We start from the raw sequence: 18793 nt of genomic DNA on the forward strand, positions 1-18793 counted from the left end.
GGCGTAGGCGTAGGCGTAGGCGTAGGCGTAGGCGGAGTGGGCGTCGGCGGAGTGGGCGTCGGCGGAGTGGGCGTCGGCGGAGTAGGCGTCGGCGGAGTAGGCGTCGGCGGAGTAGGCGTCGGATCTGGCGGCGTCGGCGTGGGCGTCGGCTCGGGGGGAGTCGGGGTCGGGGTCGGCTCCGGCGGCGTCGGCACCGGTGTCGGCTGAGGCGGTGTCGGCGTTTCCAGCCAGCCGCCCGGCGGCGGCGTGATCGGGTTGCCGCGTTCGTCGATATAGATCGGCCGGTCGAGGATGGCCGTGCCCTTGGGCACCAGCAGCGGCGGCCCCTGCCAGAACGAACGGCCGTCGTCGGAGACCACCACGCGCGGCTGGTACTCCATGCCCGGCGGGGCGCCATCCGGCACGCCGCCCGGGTAGCCGGTGGCATCGTTGATGGCACGCTCGATCTGGTCGCCGCGGCCTTGCAGCGCGTCGATGCCCGGCCGCACGCCGGCCTCCAGGCCATCGATCAATTGCCCGACCGGCCCGCGCGTCACCGGCGACGGGTTGAACATGTTCAGCAAGCGCAGGGATTCGATCAGCGTCTGGAAAGCGTCATTCGCCTTGTAGGCGTCATTGACCTTCATCGCCTGGTCGTACTTCTCCTTCGCGTTGTCGTACTTTTCCTTCAGTTCCTTGTATTGCTGGTACTTCTCAGCAGTCCACTCGATGCCGCCCATGATCCCCATGACCCATCTCCCTGGCTATTGATCGATTGATTGATTGATCGGCGTACTGCTTGCGCCTGCAGAAACTTCCGAAACGTTCAGCGGGGGTAGTCCCCGGAGAACGCGTTCGTCACCTTGAAATTCGTGAAGCTGAGCCCGATCGAGACCTCCAGGCTCTCGACGCAATGCCACCAGCCCACCGGAATGAACAGCGCATCGCCCGGCCCGATCTCCACCTCGATCGGCCGCGCGCTCTTCATCAGCGGGTGCCGCTGTGCATCGAAATCCGGAAACGCCGCGGCACTGAACACGCCCACGTCGTTGTAGAGCTGCGGCGTCTGCAGCGCCGGGATCAGCGTCACCTTCTTGCGCCCGTAGACCTGGATCAGCATGTTGTTGGTCAGGTCGTGGTGCAGCGGCGTGAACGTGCCCTTGGGCCCGAACCACAGGAACTGGCCATTGCCCGGCGCTTTCGCGTCGCGGTAGTCCTGCGCGAAGTCGCCCGTGTCGGCGAACAGCGGCCCCAGCCCGGCCAGGCTGTTCTTCATGTTGTTGGCCGTCATGTAGAAGTCGTTCGACGCATCGACCGAGCGCACCTTGCGGACGAACTCGGCCATCGTCATGCGCGCCTTGTGCTGCCCGGAATTGCGCTCGTACAGCGGATCGTTCTCGCGGCCGTGCTGCACCTCGATCTCGGTGCTGCCGACCTTCTCGGCAAAGTACTCCGGTGTCCACAGCGAGCGTGCCGCCCAGTGGTCAATGCCGCCGGTCAGCAGCACCGGCAGGTGCTTGCTGTAGTACTCGCGAACGAACACGTCGAAGGCCGGCGCCGCGCGGCGTTCAACGGCGGTGGCGTAGCGCTCGTCCAGCGCCGCCAGCGTGTCGCAGGTCTTCAGCAGCCAGTTGCGCTTGTTCAGCGTCTTGAAGATCTCGCGGCCGGCTTCGACATACGGATCCGCCTGCGCATGCGCCAGCTCCACCGCGGATTCGATGTCCGCAAAGCCGTTCTGGCGCAGGATGCCCTGCAGCGTCGAGGCCTCGCTGCCCTTCATCAGGTTCGAAGCCACCCACTGGCGCCAGCTCGGCGGCAGTGCCGACACCGGCTTGGCACTCGCGAGCCGCGCCTTCGCACGCTCCATCACCAGGTGGTTGAACCAGGTTTCGAGCTGGCCCAGCCAGTACGCCTGCTTGTCGGTGCTGCCGTTGCGCTGCAGGCCGGCCAGCAGGTTCAGGTAGAACGTGGTCGCGTAGTGCTGCACCATCAGCCGGTTCACCTTGCGGCCCGACTGCTGCTCGTAGGCGCGCATCACACGCTCGGCCAGGTCGGGCGAGCTCAGGCACAGCGGCGAGAAATCCTGGTGCAGGTCGCCGCGCTTGCAGTTGCCGAAATCGATGACGCCGAGCAGCCGCTCCTGCGCGGCATCGAGCAGCAGGTTGCCGCCGTGCAGGTCGAAGTGGCCGAGCACCAGCTGCTTCGCCGGCACCTTCAGGTTGCGGTGGTTGCGCACCACCTCGGGCACCAGCTTGCGCAGCACCGGGTGCTCGCTGCCCGCGAGCTGGGTCTCGATCAGGTCGGCCGACAGCTCCCACGAGGGCGCGAAGCTCAGCCCGGCGCGCTCGATCTCGACGGCAGGCACCGCATGCAGCGCGAGCATGAAGGCGGCCAGCTGCGCGGCCAGCGCGTCCTTCTTCGCGTCGGTCAGCTTGGCCCAGGCGTTGCGATCGAAACCGGTGCCATCCAGCTTCGGGTAGCGCGCCAGTGCCACCGGCCGGCTGTGCAGCTCGATCTTCGGCACCTGCACCGCGACGCGCGCGCGAATGAAATCGGTGATGCGCTGCTCCACCTGGATGCCGGTGGCGCCGCGGTGCGCGCGCGGAAACTTGACGATGTGGTCGCCATCGATCTCGGCGACGATGCTCTCGTGCGTGTTCGGGAACACCTTCACGCTGCCCGGCAGCGAATTCGGGAAGCAGGCCCGCCAGGCGGCGCGCACCGCGCCCTCGTCGCCGTCGCCGAGCACCGGGGCCTGGGCCAGCGCGTCGGGCGAGCCCTCGTCGGCGGTGCGGTCGCTGCACAGGTACATCGAGCGCTGCGCATAGGTCGGATCGTCGTCCGATTGCTGCGACAGCAGCTGCGTCTGCCCGTACACCGATTGCACGAAGCGCAGCTGCTCGGCCTGCTGCTGCGCGTTGCCGTGCGCCTCGAAGACGAGCGTGTCGCTGAGCGCCGCGCAGTGGTTCACGACCTCCTTCCAGCGCTTCACCCACAGCGAGATGTTCAGGATGAAGCAGACGTCCACCCGCTCGCCGAACACGAAGCTGTTCAGCAGCGACAGGTCGTCCTTGTCGAGGTCGAAGGCGTAGAAGTGGACGTTGTGGGTGCCGTTGGCCGCCTTGATCGCGTTGGCGCCGTTGATGCAGCGCGTGTTGAAGTCGACGCCGACCCCGAACCGGATCGCGCCCGACAGGTGGTGCAGCAGCCCGCCGTTCGAGCAGCCGATGTCGAGCACGCGCTTGCCGCTGAAGTCGTACGGGATCTTGGCGACCCGCTTGGCCGAATCGCGCTGGCCCTGGAAGCTCTCGCCGCCGATCGAGACGGTGTGGTAGCCGGCGATCAGGCCGCGGCTGTCGAACCAGGTCTTGTTGGACTTGCTGGCGTCCAGGATCTGCAGCACGGCGCTGGTGGTCTCGTCGTGCGCGGGGGCCTTGATGCTGCTCATGCGGGTACCTTGCTGACGAGGATCTCGTTGCCCTGGACGACGGCCTTCAGCCCGTGGCGCTGCGCGATCTGCGCGAGCACCTGGTCCCAGGGCGCGGCGTAGTGGGCCTCGACGGTGCCGCCGATGCCGGGCGCGAGGCGCAGCGTCTTGCCGGCCGCATCGGCCACGATGCCGAGCAGCACGCGCAGGTCGACCTGGGCAAAGTCGAGGCGCAGCGGGCGGGCTTCGCGTGCGGTGGCAGGCGTGGCCGGGGCAGGCGTGGCGGCCGACTCGGAAGCGGGCAGGGCGCAAGCCGCCAGCGGCGCGCCCAGCAGCGCGGCGGCCAGCACCAGCGTCGCGGTGCGAAGGGCGCGGACGATCGGGCCGCGGCAGGTCGTGGTGAGCATCTCAGCGTTCCCCCATGCTTTCGCTGAGCGCGGTCTGGACCGGGCTCAGCAGGTAGTCGATGACGCGGCGCCGGCCGGTCTTGATCTCGGCCGTGACGTTCATGCCCGGGCTCAGGTGGATGCGCTTGCCGTCGACCTGGATCGAGTCCTGCCGCAGGCTCAGCGTGGCCGGGAAGATCGCGCCTTTCTTCTCGTCGTTCACCGCATCGGCGGTCACGCTGCGCACCGTCGCGTCGACGGTGCCGTAGCGGGTGAACGGAAAGGTCTCCAGCTTCACCGCCGCCAGCTGGCCGGCGTTGACGAAGCCGATGTCCTTGTTGTCGACCACCACCTCGGCGGTGACCTGCGCATCGCGCGGCACGATCACCATCAGCACCTGGGCCGGCGTGACCACGCCGCCCTCGGTGTGCACCGCCACCTGCTGCACCGTGCCGCCGACCGGGGCGGACAGCTGCGTCAGCCGCGTGCGCTGCTCGGTCTTGCTGCGCTCCTGGGCCAGCTGCTCGCGCTTCGATCCGGCCTGCGCCTGCCGGTCGCTCAGCGTGCGCTGCGTTTCGGCCAGGTAGGCCTGGCGCCCGCTGTCGCTCTCGGCCAGTGCCGCCTGCGCCTCGGTCAGCCGGGCCTGCTGGGTGGCCAGGTCGCGCTCCAGCTCGATGCGTTCGCGGGTGCGGTCCTGCTCGGCATGCGCCCCCATGAAGCCCTGGGCCGTCAGGCTCTTGAAATCGGCCTCGCGACGCCGCGCGATCGGCAGCGTCGCCTCCAGCTTGGCGATGGTCTCGCGCACGGTGGCGAGTTCGGCCTTGCGGCGCGTCTGCTCGGCATGCAGCCGGCTCAGCCGGGCGGTGATGTCGGCCCACTCGGCGTGCAGTTGCGCGCCGTCGCGTGGCGACAGGCCCGGTGGCGCCACCGGCTGCTGGCGGCCGCCCTGCAGCGCCTGCAGCAGCGCGGTCGTGCGGCGCTCCTCGGACAGCATCGCGCTCAACTGCTCGGCCACGCTCGCACCGTCGGCCGCGGCGGCGGTGGCGTCCAGCTCGACCAGCACCTGGCCGGCCTGCACCACGTCGCCATCCTTCACCAGCACGCGCTTGACCACGCTGGTCTCGAGCGGCTGCAGCGTCTTCGTGCGCTCGCTGACGACGATGCGCCCCGGCGCCACCGCGACGATGTCGACCTCGCCGAGGATGGCCCAGGCGAGCGCGATCGTGAACAGCGCGCAGATCACCCAGGCGGTGCGTCGCGGTGCCGGGTGCAGCGGTGTCTCCTGCAGGCTCAGTGCCGCTGGCAGGAAGGCGGCTTCGTCGGCCAGCCGGCGCGGGCCGGCCAGCTCGTCGCGGCGCTCCCAGGCGGCGCGGAACACCGCGCGGTAGTGGCGCAGCAGGTCGAGCAGCGGGTGGCTCGACCGGCTCACGAGGCCACCACCCCTTCGGGCACGCCCGACTGCATCGCCCACAGCCCGGCGTACAGCCCGCGCGGCCGGCGCAGCAGCTCGTCGTGCGTGCCTTGCTCGACGATGCGTCCCTTGTCCATCGCGACGATGCGGGTGGCGCGGCGCACGCTGCTGAGCCGGTGCGCGATCACGATCACGGTGCGGCCGCGGCAGATGTCGGCCATGTTGCGCTGCAGGATGGCCTCGCTCTCGTAGTCGAGTGCGCTGGTGGCCTCGTCGAGGATCAGCACGCGCGGGTTGCCGAACAGTGCGCGCGCGATCGCGATGCGCTGGCGCTGCCCGCCGGACAGCCCGGCGCCCTGTTCGCCGACCTGCGTGTCGTAGCCCTCGGGCAGTTCGCTGACGAATTCGTGCGCGCCGGCCAGCCGGGCCGCCCGCATCACCTGCTCGATCGGCGCCGCCGGGTCGGTGATCGCGATGTTCTCGCGCACGCTGCGGCTGAACAGCAGGTTGTCCTGCAGCACCACGCCGATCTGGCGGCGCAGCTGCGCCGCGTCGATCAGGCTGATGTCGATGCCGTCCACCAGCACGCGCCCCTGCTCGGGCGTGTACAGGCGCTGCACCAGCTTGGTCAGCGTGCTCTTGCCGGACCCGCTGCGCCCGACGATGCCGATCACCTCGCCGGGGCGCACCTCCAGGCTCAACGCCTGCAGCACCGGCGGCGCCTCGGCGCGATAGCGGAAACTGACCTGGTCGAACTGGATGCGGCCCTTCAGCGGCGGCAGCTGCGCGGCATTGGCCGGCGGCACCTCGGTGCGGGTGTTCAGGATGTCGCCGAGCCGCGCCACCGAGATGCCGGTCTGCTGGAAATCGGTCCAGAGCTGGGCGATCCGCATGATCGGTTGCGCGACGCGCTGCGCGAACATGTTGAACGCGACGAACTGGCCGACGCTCAGCTCCTGGTCCATCACGAGGCGCGCGCCGTACCAGAGCGTCGCGGCCGTCACCAGCTTGCCGATCAGGCCGATGCCTTCGTGGCCGTAGCTGGCCAGCGTGCTGGTGCGAAAGCTCGCCGACACGTAGGCGGCCAGCTGGTCGTCCCAGCGCCGCGCGATGCTCGGTTCGAGTGCGCTCGCCTTGACGGTCTGGATGCCGCTGATCGTCTCGACCAGCAGCGACTGGTTCTCGGCGCCGCGCGCGAATTTCTCGTTCAGGCGGGCGCGCAGCACCGGCACCAGCATCAGGCTGAGGCCGATGTAGAGCGGCAGGCTGACCAGCACGATCAGCGTCAGCGGCACGCTGTAGAGCAGCATCACCGCGATGAAGATCACCGAGAACAGCACGTCGAGCACCAACGTCAGCGCATTGCCGGTCAGGAAGCTGCGGATGTTCTCCAGCTCGCGCACGCGTGCCACCGACTGGCCGACGCGGCGCGCCTGGAAGTAGGCGAGCGGCAGCTGCAGCAGGTGGCGGAACAGGCGCGCGCCGAGCTCGACGTCGATGCGGCTGGTGGTGTGGCTGAACAGGTAGGTGCGCAGCAGCGACAGCACGCTCTCGAACACCACGATGACGACCAGGCCGACCACCAGCACGTTGAGCGTCGAGACGCCGCGGTGCACCAGCACCTTGTCCATCACGACCTGGAAGAACAGGGGGCTGACGAGCGCGAACAGCTGCAGGAACAGCGACACCAGCAACACCTCGCCGAGCAGCCGCCGGTGCTTCACGAGGCTGGGCACGAACCAGCTGAAATCGAACTGGGCGAGGGCGCCGGCCAGCGAGGCGCGGCTGGTGACGAGGATCAGCGCGCCATCCCAGCGTCCGGCGAACACGCCGAGCGGCTCGATCACCGGACGGCCGCCCGGGATGTCGGCGCCTGGATCCTGGTAGAGCACGCGCTGGCCGTCGCATTGCGCGAGCACCACCACCTTGCGGCCGCCGGACCCGTCGTCCAGCAGCGCGAGCGCCGGCAGCGGGGCGAGGTTCAGGCGCTCGGGGCTGCTGCGGCTGAGCCGCGCCTTCAGGCCCAGCTGTTGCGCTGCCAGCAGCAGGTCGGTGACGTCGGGCGCGTGGCCGGGTTGCCAGCCGAGCTGGTGCGCGAGCTGGGCCGGATCGGCGGCCACATGGTGGAGGCGGGCCACCAGGCACAAGGCCTGCAGGCCGCTGGCGGGACCGGGCGTGGGCGGGGGCAAGGCGTCGCCATCACCCGGCGGTTGCGGCGAGGGAGGCGCCGCGTCCACGGCAAGCGTCGATTCGGGGCGCGGCTGCGCCCCGGGTACTGCCTGGCTGGACATCGCTTCTCCCTGCCCATTCGTTTTTGTGTCGGATGATTTTGCATGACACATCCAAAAATGAAAGGGATCGGACTAGGGGGAAGCCCTGTATCCAGATGTGTCATCGCGTCGGCTTCGATGGGCATTCGTTCTCGCCAACGCGAGGTGCGCGCCGCTGTGGCGCGCGTTGGCGGGTGTAACCGTGGGCGACAATGCGCGCTTGTCACCCCGCTGCCTCCTGCCCGTCGTGCGCTGCCTGCCTGTCATGCTCCTGACACTGTCTGCCATCGTGGCGGCGGCGCCCACGCCTGCGTCCGACACCCCGGCGCGATCGATGCTCGAGCGCAGCCGCGCCGCGATGCGCAGCGACCCCGAGCAGGGCCGCAAGCTGGCCGAGCAGGCGCTGGCCGACCTCGGTCGGGCCGGCGCGGCCGCCGACCCCGACACGCTGGTGCTCGCCCATTGGCTGCTGTGCGATTACCACGCCGAGCGCGACCGCGCCGCCGCCGAGGACCACCTGGCCCAGGGCCGCGCGCTGCTGCCGCGCGCGCCGCGCCTGCGCCCCAGCCTGCTCGGCTGCGAGGGCGACCTGCGCGAGCTGGCCGGCGACAGCGTGCAGGCGATGGCCTTGTACGAGCAGTCGGTCGCGGTCGCCGAGCAGCTGCACGACGACGAGCAGCGCGCCGACGGCCTGTACCGCCGCGGCTACCTGCGCGGCGTGCGCGGCGAGTTCGCCAACGGCCTGTTCGACCTGCGCCTGGCCAACCAGCTGTACGAGCGGCTGGGCATGCCGCAACAGGCGCTGACCTCGCTGAACGCGATCGCGATCCTGTACAACCGCATGGGCGACCACGCGCAGGCGCGCTACTACTTCGAGGCGGCGCTGAAGGCCCAGCAGGCCGCCGGACTGCGCCGCGAGCAGGCCGTCACGCAGCACAACCTGGGCCGGGCGCTCGAGAACCTGAAGGACTGGGACGCCGCGCAGCACGCCTTCGAGGCGGTGCTGGCGCTGAGCCGCGAGATCGGCTACCCGCGCGGCGAGGCCTATGCGCTGCGCGGGCTGGCCAGCGTGCGCAACGCGCGTGGCGATGCGTCCGGTGCGCTCGGCCTGCTCGACCAGGCGAGCGAACTGCACCACCGCACGCCCGACGAACGCCTGCGCGCGCAGATCCTGCTGCAGCGCGGCATCGCGATGCGCCTGCTGCGCCGGCCGGTCGAGGCCCTGGCGGCGCTGGGCGAGGCGCAGAAGGTCTTCTCCACCGCCGATTCGCGGGCCGAGCTGGCCACCACCTATGGCGAGCTGGCGACGGCGCTGTCCGACCAGGGCGACTGGCACGGCGCCTTCGAGCAGCAGCAGAAGTACAAGGCGGTCTCCGACGAGTTGCTGCACCGCCAGCTCGACCAGCGTTTCGCGACGCTGAAGGTCGAGTTCGACAGCGCCGCGAAGGACAAGGAAAACCAGCTGCTGATGCGCGAGAAGGCGGCCACCGAGCGCGCGCTCGACCAGGAGCGTCGGGCCAGCGCGCTGCGCGCGGTGGTGATCGCGCTGGCCGCGTTGCTGGTGGTCGTGATGGGGGTGCTGGTCTGGCGCCACCGCCGCACCAGCCACCGCATGCAAGACCTCGCGATGACCGACGAGCTGACGCACCTGCCGAACCGCCGCCACGTGCTGGGCAAGCTGCAGGGGCTGCTGGCGCAGCGGCAGGCCTGCGCGCTGCTGATCGTCGACCTCGATTTCTTCAAGATGATCAACGACGAGCACGGCCACCTGGTCGGCGACGACATCCTGCGGGCGATCGCCACGGTGCTGCGCGACAGCGGCCGTGCGCCGGTCGAGCTGGGCCGGCTGGGCGGCGAGGAGTTCATCGTCGTGCTGCCCGAGGTCGACATCGACACCGCGATCGCCGCGGCCGAGCGGCTGCGCCAGAAGGTGGCCGAGCTGGACGTGTCGCGCTGGCTGCCGGACCGCAACATCACGATCAGCATCGGCATCACGCTCGCCGAGAGCGGCGACACCGTCAGCAGCGTGCTGCGGCGCGCCGACGAGGCGCTCTACGAGGCCAAGCGCAGCGGTCGCAACCGCTGCGTGGCGCGCATCGGCGCGATGGGCTTGCCGCCGGTGCGGGGCACCGCCGCCGCCGAGGCGCCTGCGCAGGTGGTGCCGGCGGGCAGCGTCACGTCCTGAGGTCCCTGCGTCATCCCGCCGCGACGAAGCGGTCGGTTCTTGCGGCCTGGATCACCTCGGCCAGCTCGGTGTTGATCACGTCGACCGGCATCCGCCCCTTCAGCCACGGGTTCGGCTGCACGAACCAGAACGCGGTGTTCCAGGCATCGAAGGCCGAGGCCAGTTCGCTCGCCACCTGTTGCGGGCCGGCCTTCAGCGCCATGTCGGTGCGCTCGAACTGGAACATCGGCAGCCACAGCTCGCCGCGCCATTCGAAGCTCAGCACGCTGCGCTCGACGATCTGCCGCGCCAGCGTCGGTACGCCGCGGCCGCCGCACTGCGTGAGCCGCTCCACCACCTCGTCGCCGCGCGCCAGGCCGCCGCTCTCGCGGTAGTGGCGCAGCATCTGCACGAACTGCCGGTCGCGGTCGATCACCAGCCCGACGTCCTGGCCGGGGGCATTCCATGGGTGCACGTCGTGCGGCATCGGCAAGCCGGCTTCGCGGGAGCGGGTGACGGCGGGGGCGGCTTGGGCTTGCATGTGGATGAACTCCCGGGTGGATGGGCGGCGATCCATGACGACGATCGCGTGGCGCAACGATAGGCGGGGCCCGGGCGCCCGCCCAGCAGCCACCGGCCCGAGCCGGTGTAGGAGGGGAGGAGGGCGCGTCGTAGGTCGGCGCGGAGGCCACTCTGTCCATTTCAGGGGGGACAGCCCTTGTAGGACCGCGTAGGCGTTTTCCGACGTTCGAATCCGGTGCTGGCGACTGGCCCGGGCGGCCGACCTGGGGGAGCATCCGCCCTCAAGATGTTGACACCCAAGAACGCCGCCATGACCAAGAACAACTGCGCCCGCTACCTGTTGCTTTTCGGCTCGAAGGAATCGCCGCGTGCGGTGCTGTTCGACGAGCAGGAACGCCTGCTCGCCGAGATGATCGACGAGGATGGTTTCCTGGTCGACAGCCTGCTGCGCGAAGGCCGTGCGGTGCGCCCGCCGTCGAAGCTGGTGGCAGCGGTTTCACATGCGCTGCGGGCCTGTGCGAAGCAGGTTCGCCTCAGCGGCACCGCGGCGGCTGCCGACCTGCACCTGCGTTGCTTCGCACTCGGCTGATCCCGATGCAGAAGGCTGTCCCGATGTGGTGCCACCGCCTGTCCATCCCCGGAGTGAAGGTGCCGCGCACGGCGTTGGCACAGCGACACAGGCCGACGCATGCGCCACCCGCGTGTGTGACAACTCGCAAGGCGTGCCACAGCACTGCAGACATCCGCATTGACGCCTCGTTACCACTGCAAGCGGGTGGGCCCAGTGGTGCAGGCTATCGTCGCCCACTTTGGCCGCTGGCTCGGCTCGACAAGGGAACGACCCGGTGATCAGCAGTAACGAAGACGGCAGGAATCGACGGCGCCTCGTCGAGTGCGGGTGGCGTGCTTTGCGGCTTGTCCGCCCAGGCCTTGTCCGAGGCCACCTTGTCGATCCGCTGCGCCAGCTTGTAGGACCGCATCGACTGCTCGATGCGGTCAAGCCTCTGCAATATTTTGGTGTTCTCCTGTTCGGCTGGCAGCGTGATCTGCAGGTCGAGCGGGCGGCGCCGTTCGCTGGTGCGGGCGGCATGGTTCTGGCTAACGAGGATGCAAGCGGATGGTGACCGGCGCATGGTCAGCGGTGGAGTGGTCGATGAACCGTCATGGCAATCGCTGTGCCCGACGGTTCCGCGTGGTCCCGGCGTGTCCGGGCCGCTTGCTGCGGGCCTTCCGGTCCGCAAGAGGAGTTCTGTGATGCCGCACGCCTTGGTGGTGGATGACGAGCCGGATTCGGCCGAAACGATGGCGATGCTGATCGCGAGCGAGGGCTTCACCGTGGCCACCGCGGGGTCGCTGCGCGATGCGCGCCGGCAACTGGCGCTGCAGGAACCCGACATCGTGCTGCTGGATTTGATGCTGCCCGACGGCAACGGGATGGAGCTGCTGAACGAGGCCAAGGGCATGTCGAACACCGATGTGGTGCTGATGACCGGCCAGGCGAGCCTCGACACCTCGATCCAGGCACTGCGGCTGGGCGCGGCCGACTACCTCGTCAAGCCGATGAGCCTGAAGCAGCTGAAGGGCGTGCTGTCGCGCGTGACCAAGCCGTCGGTGCTGAAGGCGGAATCGTCGGACCTGCTGGCCACGCTGGAGAGCGAAGGCCATTTCGGTGCGCTGTGGGGCCGTGCGGCGCCGATGCGCCGTGTCTACGACCAGGTGGCGCGCGTGGCCGGCACGGCCGTGACGGTGTTCATCACCGGCGAGAGCGGCACCGGCAAGGAGGTGGTCGCGCGCACGGTGCACGACCTGAGCCGCCGGCGCGGCAAGCCTTTCCTCGCGGTGAACTGCGGCGCGATCTCGCCGCACCTGATCGAGAGCGAGATCTTCGGCCACGAGAAGGGCAGCTTCACCGGCGCCGACCGGCAGCACCAGGGCTTCTTCGAGCGCGCGAGCGGCGGCACGCTGTTCCTCGACGAAATCACCGAGATGCCGCTCGACCTGCAGGTCAAGCTGCTGCGCGTGCTCGAAACCGGCACCTTCATGCGGGTCGGCTCCACGCAGACGCTCGAGACCGACGTGCGGATGATCGCGGCCACCAACCGCAGCCCGCTGCAGGCGGTGGCCAGCGGCAAGCTGCGCGAAGACCTGCTGTACCGCCTGAACGTGTTCCCGATCCACCTGCCCGCGCTGCGCCAGCGGTCCGAAGACGTGCCGCTGCTGGCCGAGCATTTCGTGCAGCAGATCTCGGAGCGCGAAGGCATGGCCAAGCGGTTTTCGCCGCAGGCGCTGCAACGCCTCGCGCGCTACGAATGGCCGGGCAACGTGCGCGAGCTGCGCAACGTGGTGTACCGCTCGTACGTGATGGCGCTCGACAGCCTGATCGACGACGAGTGCCTGCCGCAATCGCCGGACGGCGAGGTGTCGGGCGCATCGATCCCGACCTCTCCGATCGTGGTCGAGGGTGGGGCGCCCGCGATCACCGTGTGGGTCGGCACGCCGCTGGCCGAGATCGAGCGGCAGGTGACGCTCGCGACGCTCGAGTACCTCGGGCGCCACAAGGAGAAGACCGCCGCGACGCTCGGGATCAGCCTGAAGACGCTCTACAACCGGCTGAAGGAATACCAGGCGGCCGGTCTTGCAGGAGCCGACGGTGCGCTCGAAACGCGGCCGGGCGGACTCGAAGACCGGAGCTGGGCGTCGTCCTGAATCTACGCGGTCCGCGTCGCGACGGCGTGCAACAGGCGGCCGAGGTTTTCCGGTCGCAGCGGCTTCACCAGGTAGGCATCGAACCCCGCCTCCAGCGCACGCGCCTCGTCGTCGTCGCTGCGACCCCGTGCATTCAGTGCCGCAAAGAACACCGGCACGCCGACCAGATGACTGCGCAGCGGCTCGAGCAGCGCGGCCGCCTCGAAGTCGGGATGGCTGATGTCGCACAGCACGATCTGCGGCCGCTGGGTGCGCGCGATGCGCAGCCCGGCCTCCGGCGTCGGCGCCGTCTGCACCTCGTGGCCCCACAGCTCCATCTGCAGGCGCAGCACGTCGCGTGTTTCAGGATCCGGGTCGATCACCAGCACGCGGTAGGTTTCCTCGGGCACCATCACCAGCGGCTTCTGGCGCGAACCGTTGGTGGCGCTCGGCGAGGCCACCTGCGGCAGGCTGATCACGAACTCCGCACCCAGTCCCGGCCCGTCGCTCGACGCCGAGATGTCGCCGCCGTGCAGCATCGCGATGCGCCGCGCCAGCGTGAGCCCGACCCCCAGCCCCGGCCGGCGTGCCGCGGTGCCGGCATCGTGGCGCGCGAACAACTCGAACACATGCGGCAGGAAATCGGCGGCGATGCCTTGCCCGCGGTCCTTCACGCGCACCAGCACCTGGCCCGTCCCTTGACCATTCCCTTGCGCATTCCCCGGGCCGCCACGTGACTGCACCGACACCGCGATCTCGCCCGGGTCGCGCGAGAAGATCGATGCGTTGTAGACGATCGCCGACACCGCCTGCGCGAGCCGCAGCGCATCGCCGTCGACCCAGGCCGGCTCCTTCGGGAACTCGGTCTTCAGCGTGTGGCCGGCCGCACTCAGCTTCGTGCGCAGGCCGTCGAGCGCGCCGCGCACCACCGTGTCGACCGCCACCGGCTCCTTGATCAGCGTGATCTGGCCCTGCGCGACGCGCGTCACGTCGACCAGGTCATCGATCAACCGCCGCAGCCGCGTCACCTGCCGCTCGACGATCTCGCGCAGCCGCCCGATCGTCGGGTTCTCGGCCTCCATCGTGCGCAGCACGCTCGCAGCGTTCGCGATCGGTGCCAGCGGGTTGCGCAACTCGTGCGACAGCAGCGCGAGGAACTCGCCCTGGCGCCGGTCGGACAGGCGCATCGCCTGCGTGCGCTCGGCCAGGCGCTCCTCGAGTTCCTTGCGTTCGTGGATGTCGACGCAGCTGCCGACGTAGCCGAGGAAGCGCCCGTCGCCGCTGGTGTGCGGCACGCCGTTGTCGAGCACCCAGCGGTAGAGGCCGTCGTGGCGGCGCAGCCGGTAGTCCATCACGAAGGGTTGGCGCGCATGGAAGCTGGTCGAGTAGATGCCCATGCAGCGCTCCAGGTCCTCCGGGTGCACCACCTGGGTCCAGCCGTTGCCGCGCTCTTCGTCGAGCGTGGTGCCGGTGAACTGCAGCCACGGCTTGTTGACCCATTCGCACCAGCGGTCCGGGCCGGCCAGCCAGATCATCACCGGCGCGGCATCGGCCATGCTGCGGAAATCGCGCTCGCCGTCGCGCCCGCGCACCGGCGACGGCTGTAGCAGGCAGACGAAGCGGGCGTCGTCTGCGGCGGGCGAATCGTGCTTCCGAAGTTGCGGCTGAACTTGCGGATGAACTTGCGGATGAACTTGCGGCTGAAGTTGCAACAGCTGCGCGTCGAACGGCCGCACGCCGTCGCCTGAGCCGACCGACACCTCGCCGGCCCACTCCTCGCCGGCCGCCAGTGCGCGCCCCATCGCGAGCGACGGCGCGAAGCGCAGCAGGTCGGACGGCAGGTCGCCGCCACGCACCAGCGCCTGGGCCGCGCGGTTGGCAGCCAGCACGTGCCCCTGTGCATCGACGAGCAGGGCCGCTTGCGGCAGCCGGTCGAACAGCGAGGGGCCGATGGCATCGAGCGTGAGGGCGCGGTCCTGCATGAAAGGCTTTCGGGGGCCCGCAGTCGGTCGCGGGCCGGGGTCTGTCGGACGGGGCCGACATCTGCTGTCGGCTGGCCGCTTGCCTTTTACTGGCAAGTGTCGTGCCTGCGCGTTTTGTGACTTTTTGCAAGTCCGCGCGCCGGGAAAACCCTAGCTCAGGCGGCGCGGCGGCGGCGTTCGACAGGCTCCACCTTCAGCAGTTGCCGGTACTTGGTGACCGTGCGGCGCGCCACCGTCAGGCCCTGGCGCAGCAGCAGGCGGGCGATCTGGGAGTCCGACAGCGGCATCTTCGGGTCTTCCGATTCGATGATCCCCTGGATCACGCCGCGCACCGCGGTCGGCGAGGTGCTGCCGCCGCTGGCGGTGTTCATGCCGCGCGAGAAGAAGTACTTCAGCTCGAACACGCCGACCGGCGTCGCCATGTACTTGTTGTTCGTCACACGGCAGACGGTGGATTCGTGGATGCCGACCTCGTCGGCGATCTCGCGCAGGCCGAGCGGCTTCATCGCGAGCGGGCCGACGTCGAGGAATCGGTGCTGGCGCCGCAGGATGGCCTGCGCCACCGACAGGATGGTCGAGAAGCGCTGCTGCACGTTGCGCACCGTCCAGCGCGCGTCCTGCAGGTGGGCCGCCATCTCGCCGTGGCCGCCGCCGCGGTGCTGCTGGAACAGGCTCGCATACATCTGGTTCAGCTTCACGCGCGGGATCACCGCGTGGTTCAGCGCGGCGGCCCAGGTGCCGCGCACCTTCCTGACGATCACGTCCGGCGTCACGTAGTTCAGGTTCTCGGCCCCGTAGCGCCAGCCCGGGCGCGGGTCGAGGTGGCGGATGCGGTCGCAGGCGGCGGCCACGCGCGCGGCGGTCTCGCCCAGCGCCTTCGCGATGCCGGCGATGTCGCGCTGCGCCAGTTGCGCCAGGTGCTGCGCGACGATGCGCTCGGCCAGTGCGCGCTCTTCGGCATCCTCGATCTGCGGCAGCTGCAGCAGCAGGCATTCGGCGACGCTGCGCGCGGCCACGCCGGCCGGTTCGAGCGACTGCACCAGTTTCAGCGCGGTGCTCATCTCGCAGCCATCGACCGCCGGCGACAGCGCCGCCAGCTCGGCGAGTTCATCGAGGCCGGTGCGCAGGTAGCCGTCGTCGTCGAGCGATTCGATGATGGTGCAGGCGAGGGCGTGGTCGCGCTCGCCGAGCGGCAGCATGTTGATCTGCGAGCGCAGGTGCTGGCGCAGGTCGACATCGGCGGCGACCAGCTCCATCGCGCTGATGTCGCTGTCGCCGGAACCGCTTCCGCTGATGCTGCCCGGCCCGGCCTGCCAGCTGTCGCGCTCGAAGGCCATGTCGGCGTCGGCGGATGGCAGGGTGTCCATCGTCGCGTCGTTGGCCGGCGTCAGCGCATTCAGCTCGGCGATCGGCAGCGCCTCGGCCAGCGACGGATCGTGCACGGCCGTTGCGGTGCTCTCGGGCCCGGCCTCTTCCAGCTCGAGGAAGGGATTGGTCACCATGCTGTCGCGGATCTCCTGGACGAAGTCCTGCGACGACAGCTGCAGCAGGCGCACCGCGCGCTGCAGGCGCGGCGTCAGGCCCTGGATCTGCCGCGCATCGGTTCGAAGGATCGGTGCATTCATTCCGCGGTCTCCTTGATGCTTGTCGTTGCTGTGTTTGCGCCCCATCGGAAGCTCGCCGTAGGACGATGCCTCGCAGGGGGAACTGCTCATTCATCACTCTGCAACACATGTGCCACCGGGCACGCCAACTGCCGAAGAGGGGCACGGGCCTCACGGCCTCCAACTGAAAGGAACTGACCATGAGCCACGATGACATCGTCGACACCCTGAACGACCTGATCGAGACCTCGAAGGACGGTGAGTTCGGCTTCCTCGCCTGCGCGAAGCACGTGCAGTCGGAAGAGCTGCGCACGCTGTTCACGCAACGCGCCAACGAATGCCGCCGCTCGGCCGAAGAGCTGGCCCCGCTGGTGGCGCAGTACGGCGGCGAACCGGAAGACGACGGCACCGCCGCCGGCTCGCTGCACCGCGGCTGGGTCGCGGTGCGCGGCTCGCTGGTGGGCTACACCGACCAGGCGATGCTGGATGAATGCGAGCGCGGCGAAGACGCGGCGCTGGCCCGCTACCGCGCTGCACTGCGCGATGACGACCTGCCGGAGCCGGTGAAGTCGATCGTCGCGCGCATGCAGCTCGGCGTGCAGCGCAACCACGACCAGATCAAGATGCTGCGCGATCGCGAACGCGCGAAGACCTCGTCGTGACCGGGGGGCATCGGCGGCACGTAAATGCTGCCGATGTTCTTACCGGCGTCAGAAAACTTCACCCGGTCGTTTTTGCAGGAAGCACTTCATGAACCAGCGCTTGCGTGTGTCGATCGGCATCGCCGCCGTTTTCGTGTCCTCGACGGCCCTCGCGCAGTCGGGCGAGCACGGCTACATCGGCCTGAACGGCGGCCGCGCCGAATACAACACCGATTGCGGCGTCCAGGCATCGTGCGACAACGCGAGCGGCGCGTGGAAGGTCTATGCCGGCGCCGCCGTCAATGAGTGGTTGGGCATCGAGCTGGGCTACGTCGACATGCGCCATGCCGACCGCGCGGGCGGCAGCGCGAAGGCGCGCGGCGTCAACCTGAGCCTGATCGGCCAGGTCCCGCTGGGGGACATGTTCCACATCTACGGCAAGCTCGGCACCACCTACGGCCGCACCGACGTGAGCGCCGCTGCCGGCCAGCCGGTGGCGACCGGCGACGACAAGGGGTTCGGCGCGACCGGCGCGGTCGGGGCCGCGGTGGACTTCGGACGCAACTGGACGCTGGCGCTGGAGTGGGAGCGCCAGCAGTTCCGCTTCGTCGGCGGGCGGCAGGATGTCGACCTGACGTCGCTGGGCCTGATCTACCGGTACTGACCCCTGCAGCGACGTGCCGGCGATGGAGCGCCTGCAGTACGTGAGCGACACGGTGCCCGGCATCCGCCGCGCGCGCCGGGGCAAGGGGTTCAGCTACATCGCACCCGATGGCCGGCCGGTGCGCGAGCGCAGCGAACTGGAGCGCATCCGGCGGCTGGCGATCCCGCCGGCGTACACGCAGGTGTGGATCTGCCCGTCGCCGCGCGGCCATGTGCAGGCCACCGGACGCGACGCGCGCGGCCGCAAGCAGTACCGCTACCACGCCGAGTGGCGGCGGGTGCGCGATGACTACAAGTTCGACCGCATGCTGGAGTTCGGCGATGCGTTGCCGCGCATCCGCGCCCGGGTTCAGCGCGACCTGAAGGTGACGAGCGCGCGGCCCGGGCGCGAGACCGTGCTGGCCACCGTGGTGCGGCTGCTGGACACCACCCTCGTGCGCATCGGCAACGACGAGTACGCGCGCAGCAACGGCTCGTACGGCCTGACCACGTTGCGCAACCGCCATGCGCAGGTGAACGGCCCCGAGATCACGCTGCAGTTCCGCGGCAAGAGCGGCGTGCTGCACCGCGTGGCGCTGGAGGACCCGCGGGTCGCGCGGGTGGTGCGCCGCTGCCAGGCGATGCCCGGGCAGGCCTTGTTCCAGTACGCGGGCGACGATGGCGAGCTGCACGGCATCGGCAGCGAAGACGTCAACGACTACCTGCGCGAGGCGAGCGGTGCCGAGTTCACCGCGAAGAACTTCCGCACCTGGCATGCGAGCGTGCATGCGCTGGCGCTGCTGGGGGAACTGCCCGGCGAACGCACCGAGGAGCACACCGACAGCGACGGCTTCACGCGGCGCGAGTTGAACGACGTGCTGGCCGACGTCGCGAAGCGCCTGGGCAACACGGTGGCGGTGTGCCGCAAGTCGTACGTGCACCCGCGGGTGCTCGAAGCCACGCCCGATCGCCTGCGCGCCGCCGGCGAGGGTTTGGCCGCGCTGCGCCGCCGGCGCGGCTGGTCGGTGGCCGAGCGGCAGTTGATCGCCTACCTCACCGCCGCCTGACAACCCCCCGAAA

14 protein-coding genes and 1 pseudogene are annotated in these 18793 nt (G+C 69.7%); 6 read left to right on the forward strand and 9 right to left on the reverse strand.

Going from position 1 to position 18793, the window contains the following annotated elements:
• The 5 genes and pseudogenes from BUE42_RS33465 to BUE42_RS18025 all read right to left on the reverse strand — a co-directional run.
• A pseudogene (locus tag BUE42_RS33465) lies at positions 1 to 728 on the reverse strand (hypothetical protein); the annotation flags it as partial.
• A gap of 77 nt (positions 729 to 805) precedes the next feature.
• Positions 806 to 3427 (reverse strand): cupin-like domain-containing protein, encoded by a 2622-nt coding sequence (locus BUE42_RS31660; RefSeq protein ID WP_083614236.1) that lies wholly within the window; start codon positions 3425 to 3427, stop codon positions 806 to 808.
• The gene (locus BUE42_RS33070; protein ID WP_073466639.1) at positions 3424 to 3813 is read right to left on the reverse strand and encodes a hypothetical protein; all 390 of its coding nucleotides are present in this window, start codon (positions 3811 to 3813) and stop codon (positions 3424 to 3426) included. The genes BUE42_RS31660 and BUE42_RS33070 overlap by 4 nt, the downstream gene beginning before the upstream one ends.
• Before the next feature lies 1 nt (position 3814).
• Positions 3815 to 5221, reverse strand: a complete 1407-nt coding sequence (locus BUE42_RS33075; protein WP_073466640.1) for an HlyD family type I secretion periplasmic adaptor subunit — start codon at positions 5219 to 5221, stop codon at positions 3815 to 3817.
• Entirely contained in the window at positions 5218 to 7494 is a 2277-nt protein-coding gene (locus BUE42_RS18025) for a type I secretion system permease/ATPase (protein WP_159445451.1), read from the reverse strand. Before BUE42_RS18025 ends, BUE42_RS33075 begins: the two co-directional genes overlap by 4 nt.
• 244 nt (positions 7495 to 7738) lie before the next feature.
• Here BUE42_RS18025 and BUE42_RS18030 point away from each other — a divergent pair, with 244 nt between their 5' ends.
• Positions 7739 to 9658, forward strand: a complete 1920-nt coding sequence (locus tag BUE42_RS18030) for a GGDEF domain-containing protein (RefSeq protein ID WP_073466641.1) — start codon at positions 7739 to 7741, stop codon at positions 9656 to 9658.
• A 10-nt stretch (positions 9659 to 9668) separates the two neighbouring features.
• On the opposite strand, the gene BUE42_RS18035 is transcribed toward BUE42_RS18030, so the two are convergent.
• Positions 9669 to 10178, reverse strand: a complete 510-nt coding sequence (locus BUE42_RS18035; RefSeq protein WP_073466642.1) for a hypothetical protein — start codon at positions 10176 to 10178, stop codon at positions 9669 to 9671.
• 291 nt (positions 10179 to 10469) lie between these two features.
• Here BUE42_RS18035 and BUE42_RS18040 point away from each other — a divergent pair, with 291 nt between their 5' ends.
• On the forward strand, positions 10470 to 10748 hold the full coding sequence (locus BUE42_RS18040) for a hypothetical protein (RefSeq protein ID WP_073466643.1): 279 nt from the start codon (positions 10470 to 10472) through the stop codon (positions 10746 to 10748).
• Positions 10749 to 10953: 205 nt separating this feature from the next.
• Here BUE42_RS18040 and BUE42_RS18045 read toward each other — a convergent pair whose 3' ends face one another.
• A complete protein-coding gene (locus BUE42_RS18045; protein WP_073466644.1) occupies positions 10954 to 11292 on the reverse strand; it encodes a DUF1003 domain-containing protein in 339 nt (112 codons plus the stop codon).
• Between the two features lie 121 nt (positions 11293 to 11413).
• Here BUE42_RS18045 and BUE42_RS18050 point away from each other — a divergent pair, with 121 nt between their 5' ends.
• Complete coding sequence (locus BUE42_RS18050) at positions 11414 to 12865, forward strand: sigma-54-dependent transcriptional regulator (protein ID WP_073466645.1); 1452 nt, start codon at positions 11414 to 11416, stop codon at positions 12863 to 12865.
• A 2-nt stretch (positions 12866 to 12867) separates the two neighbouring features.
• Here BUE42_RS18050 and BUE42_RS18055 read toward each other — a convergent pair whose 3' ends face one another.
• Both BUE42_RS18055 and rpoN read right to left on the reverse strand, forming a co-directional pair.
• A complete protein-coding gene (locus BUE42_RS18055) occupies positions 12868 to 14826 on the reverse strand; it encodes a hybrid sensor histidine kinase/response regulator (RefSeq protein WP_073466646.1) in 1959 nt (652 codons plus the stop codon).
• Positions 14827 to 14981: 155 nt separating this feature from the next.
• On the reverse strand, positions 14982 to 16451 hold the full coding sequence (gene rpoN / locus BUE42_RS18060) for an RNA polymerase factor sigma-54 (RefSeq protein ID WP_073466647.1): 1470 nt from the start codon (positions 16449 to 16451) through the stop codon (positions 14982 to 14984).
• A 179-nt stretch (positions 16452 to 16630) separates the two neighbouring features.
• On the opposite strand from rpoN, the gene BUE42_RS18065 reads away from it, so the two are divergent.
• The 3 genes from BUE42_RS18065 (at position 16631) to BUE42_RS18075 (ending at position 18780) form a co-directional block, all read left to right on the forward strand.
• Positions 16631 to 17092: a PA2169 family four-helix-bundle protein gene (locus BUE42_RS18065; RefSeq protein ID WP_073466648.1), complete on the forward strand. Its 462-nt coding sequence runs from the start codon at positions 16631 to 16633 to the stop codon at positions 17090 to 17092.
• An 88-nt stretch (positions 17093 to 17180) separates the two neighbouring features.
• A complete protein-coding gene (locus BUE42_RS18070) occupies positions 17181 to 17735 on the forward strand; it encodes an outer membrane beta-barrel protein (protein WP_073466649.1) in 555 nt (184 codons plus the stop codon).
• A 22-nt stretch (positions 17736 to 17757) separates the two neighbouring features.
• Complete coding sequence (locus BUE42_RS18075) at positions 17758 to 18780, forward strand: DNA topoisomerase IB (protein ID WP_073466650.1); 1023 nt, start codon at positions 17758 to 17760, stop codon at positions 18778 to 18780.
• Positions 18781 to 18793 lie beyond the last annotated feature (13 nt).

It is taken from the genome of Rhizobacter sp. OV335 (genome assembly GCF_900142965.1).
Lineage (GTDB): Bacteria > Pseudomonadota > Gammaproteobacteria > Burkholderiales > Burkholderiaceae_C > Rhizobacter.

What these genes read in the sequence shown, in the direction of transcription:
- BUE42_RS31660 (WP_083614236.1), bottom strand. Translation starts at nt 3,427, where the DNA reads ATGAGCAGCATCAAGGCCCCCGCGCACGACGAGACCACCAGCGCCGTG.
- BUE42_RS33070 (WP_073466639.1), bottom strand. Translation starts at nt 3,813, where the DNA reads ATGCTCACCACGACCTGCCGCGGCCCGATCGTCCGCGCCCTTCGCACC.
- BUE42_RS18025 (WP_159445451.1), bottom strand. Translation starts at nt 7,494, where the DNA reads ATGTCCAGCCAGGCAGTACCCGGGGCGCAGCCGCGCCCCGAATCGACG.
- BUE42_RS18030 (WP_073466641.1), top strand. Translation starts at nt 7,739, where the DNA reads ATGCTCCTGACACTGTCTGCCATCGTGGCGGCGGCGCCCACGCCTGCG.
- BUE42_RS18035 (WP_073466642.1), bottom strand. Translation starts at nt 10,178, where the DNA reads ATGCAAGCCCAAGCCGCCCCCGCCGTCACCCGCTCCCGCGAAGCCGGC.
- BUE42_RS18040 (WP_073466643.1), top strand. Translation starts at nt 10,470, where the DNA reads ATGACCAAGAACAACTGCGCCCGCTACCTGTTGCTTTTCGGCTCGAAG.
- BUE42_RS18045 (WP_073466644.1), bottom strand. Translation starts at nt 11,292, where the DNA reads ATGCGCCGGTCACCATCCGCTTGCATCCTCGTTAGCCAGAACCATGCC.
- BUE42_RS18050 (WP_073466645.1), top strand. Translation starts at nt 11,414, where the DNA reads ATGCCGCACGCCTTGGTGGTGGATGACGAGCCGGATTCGGCCGAAACG.
- BUE42_RS18055 (WP_073466646.1), bottom strand. Translation starts at nt 14,826, where the DNA reads ATGCAGGACCGCGCCCTCACGCTCGATGCCATCGGCCCCTCGCTGTTC.
- rpoN (WP_073466647.1), bottom strand. Translation starts at nt 16,451, where the DNA reads ATGAATGCACCGATCCTTCGAACCGATGCGCGGCAGATCCAGGGCCTG.
- BUE42_RS18065 (WP_073466648.1), top strand. Translation starts at nt 16,631, where the DNA reads ATGAGCCACGATGACATCGTCGACACCCTGAACGACCTGATCGAGACC.
- BUE42_RS18070 (WP_073466649.1), top strand. Translation starts at nt 17,181, where the DNA reads ATGAACCAGCGCTTGCGTGTGTCGATCGGCATCGCCGCCGTTTTCGTG.
- BUE42_RS18075 (WP_073466650.1), top strand. Translation starts at nt 17,758, where the DNA reads ATGGAGCGCCTGCAGTACGTGAGCGACACGGTGCCCGGCATCCGCCGC.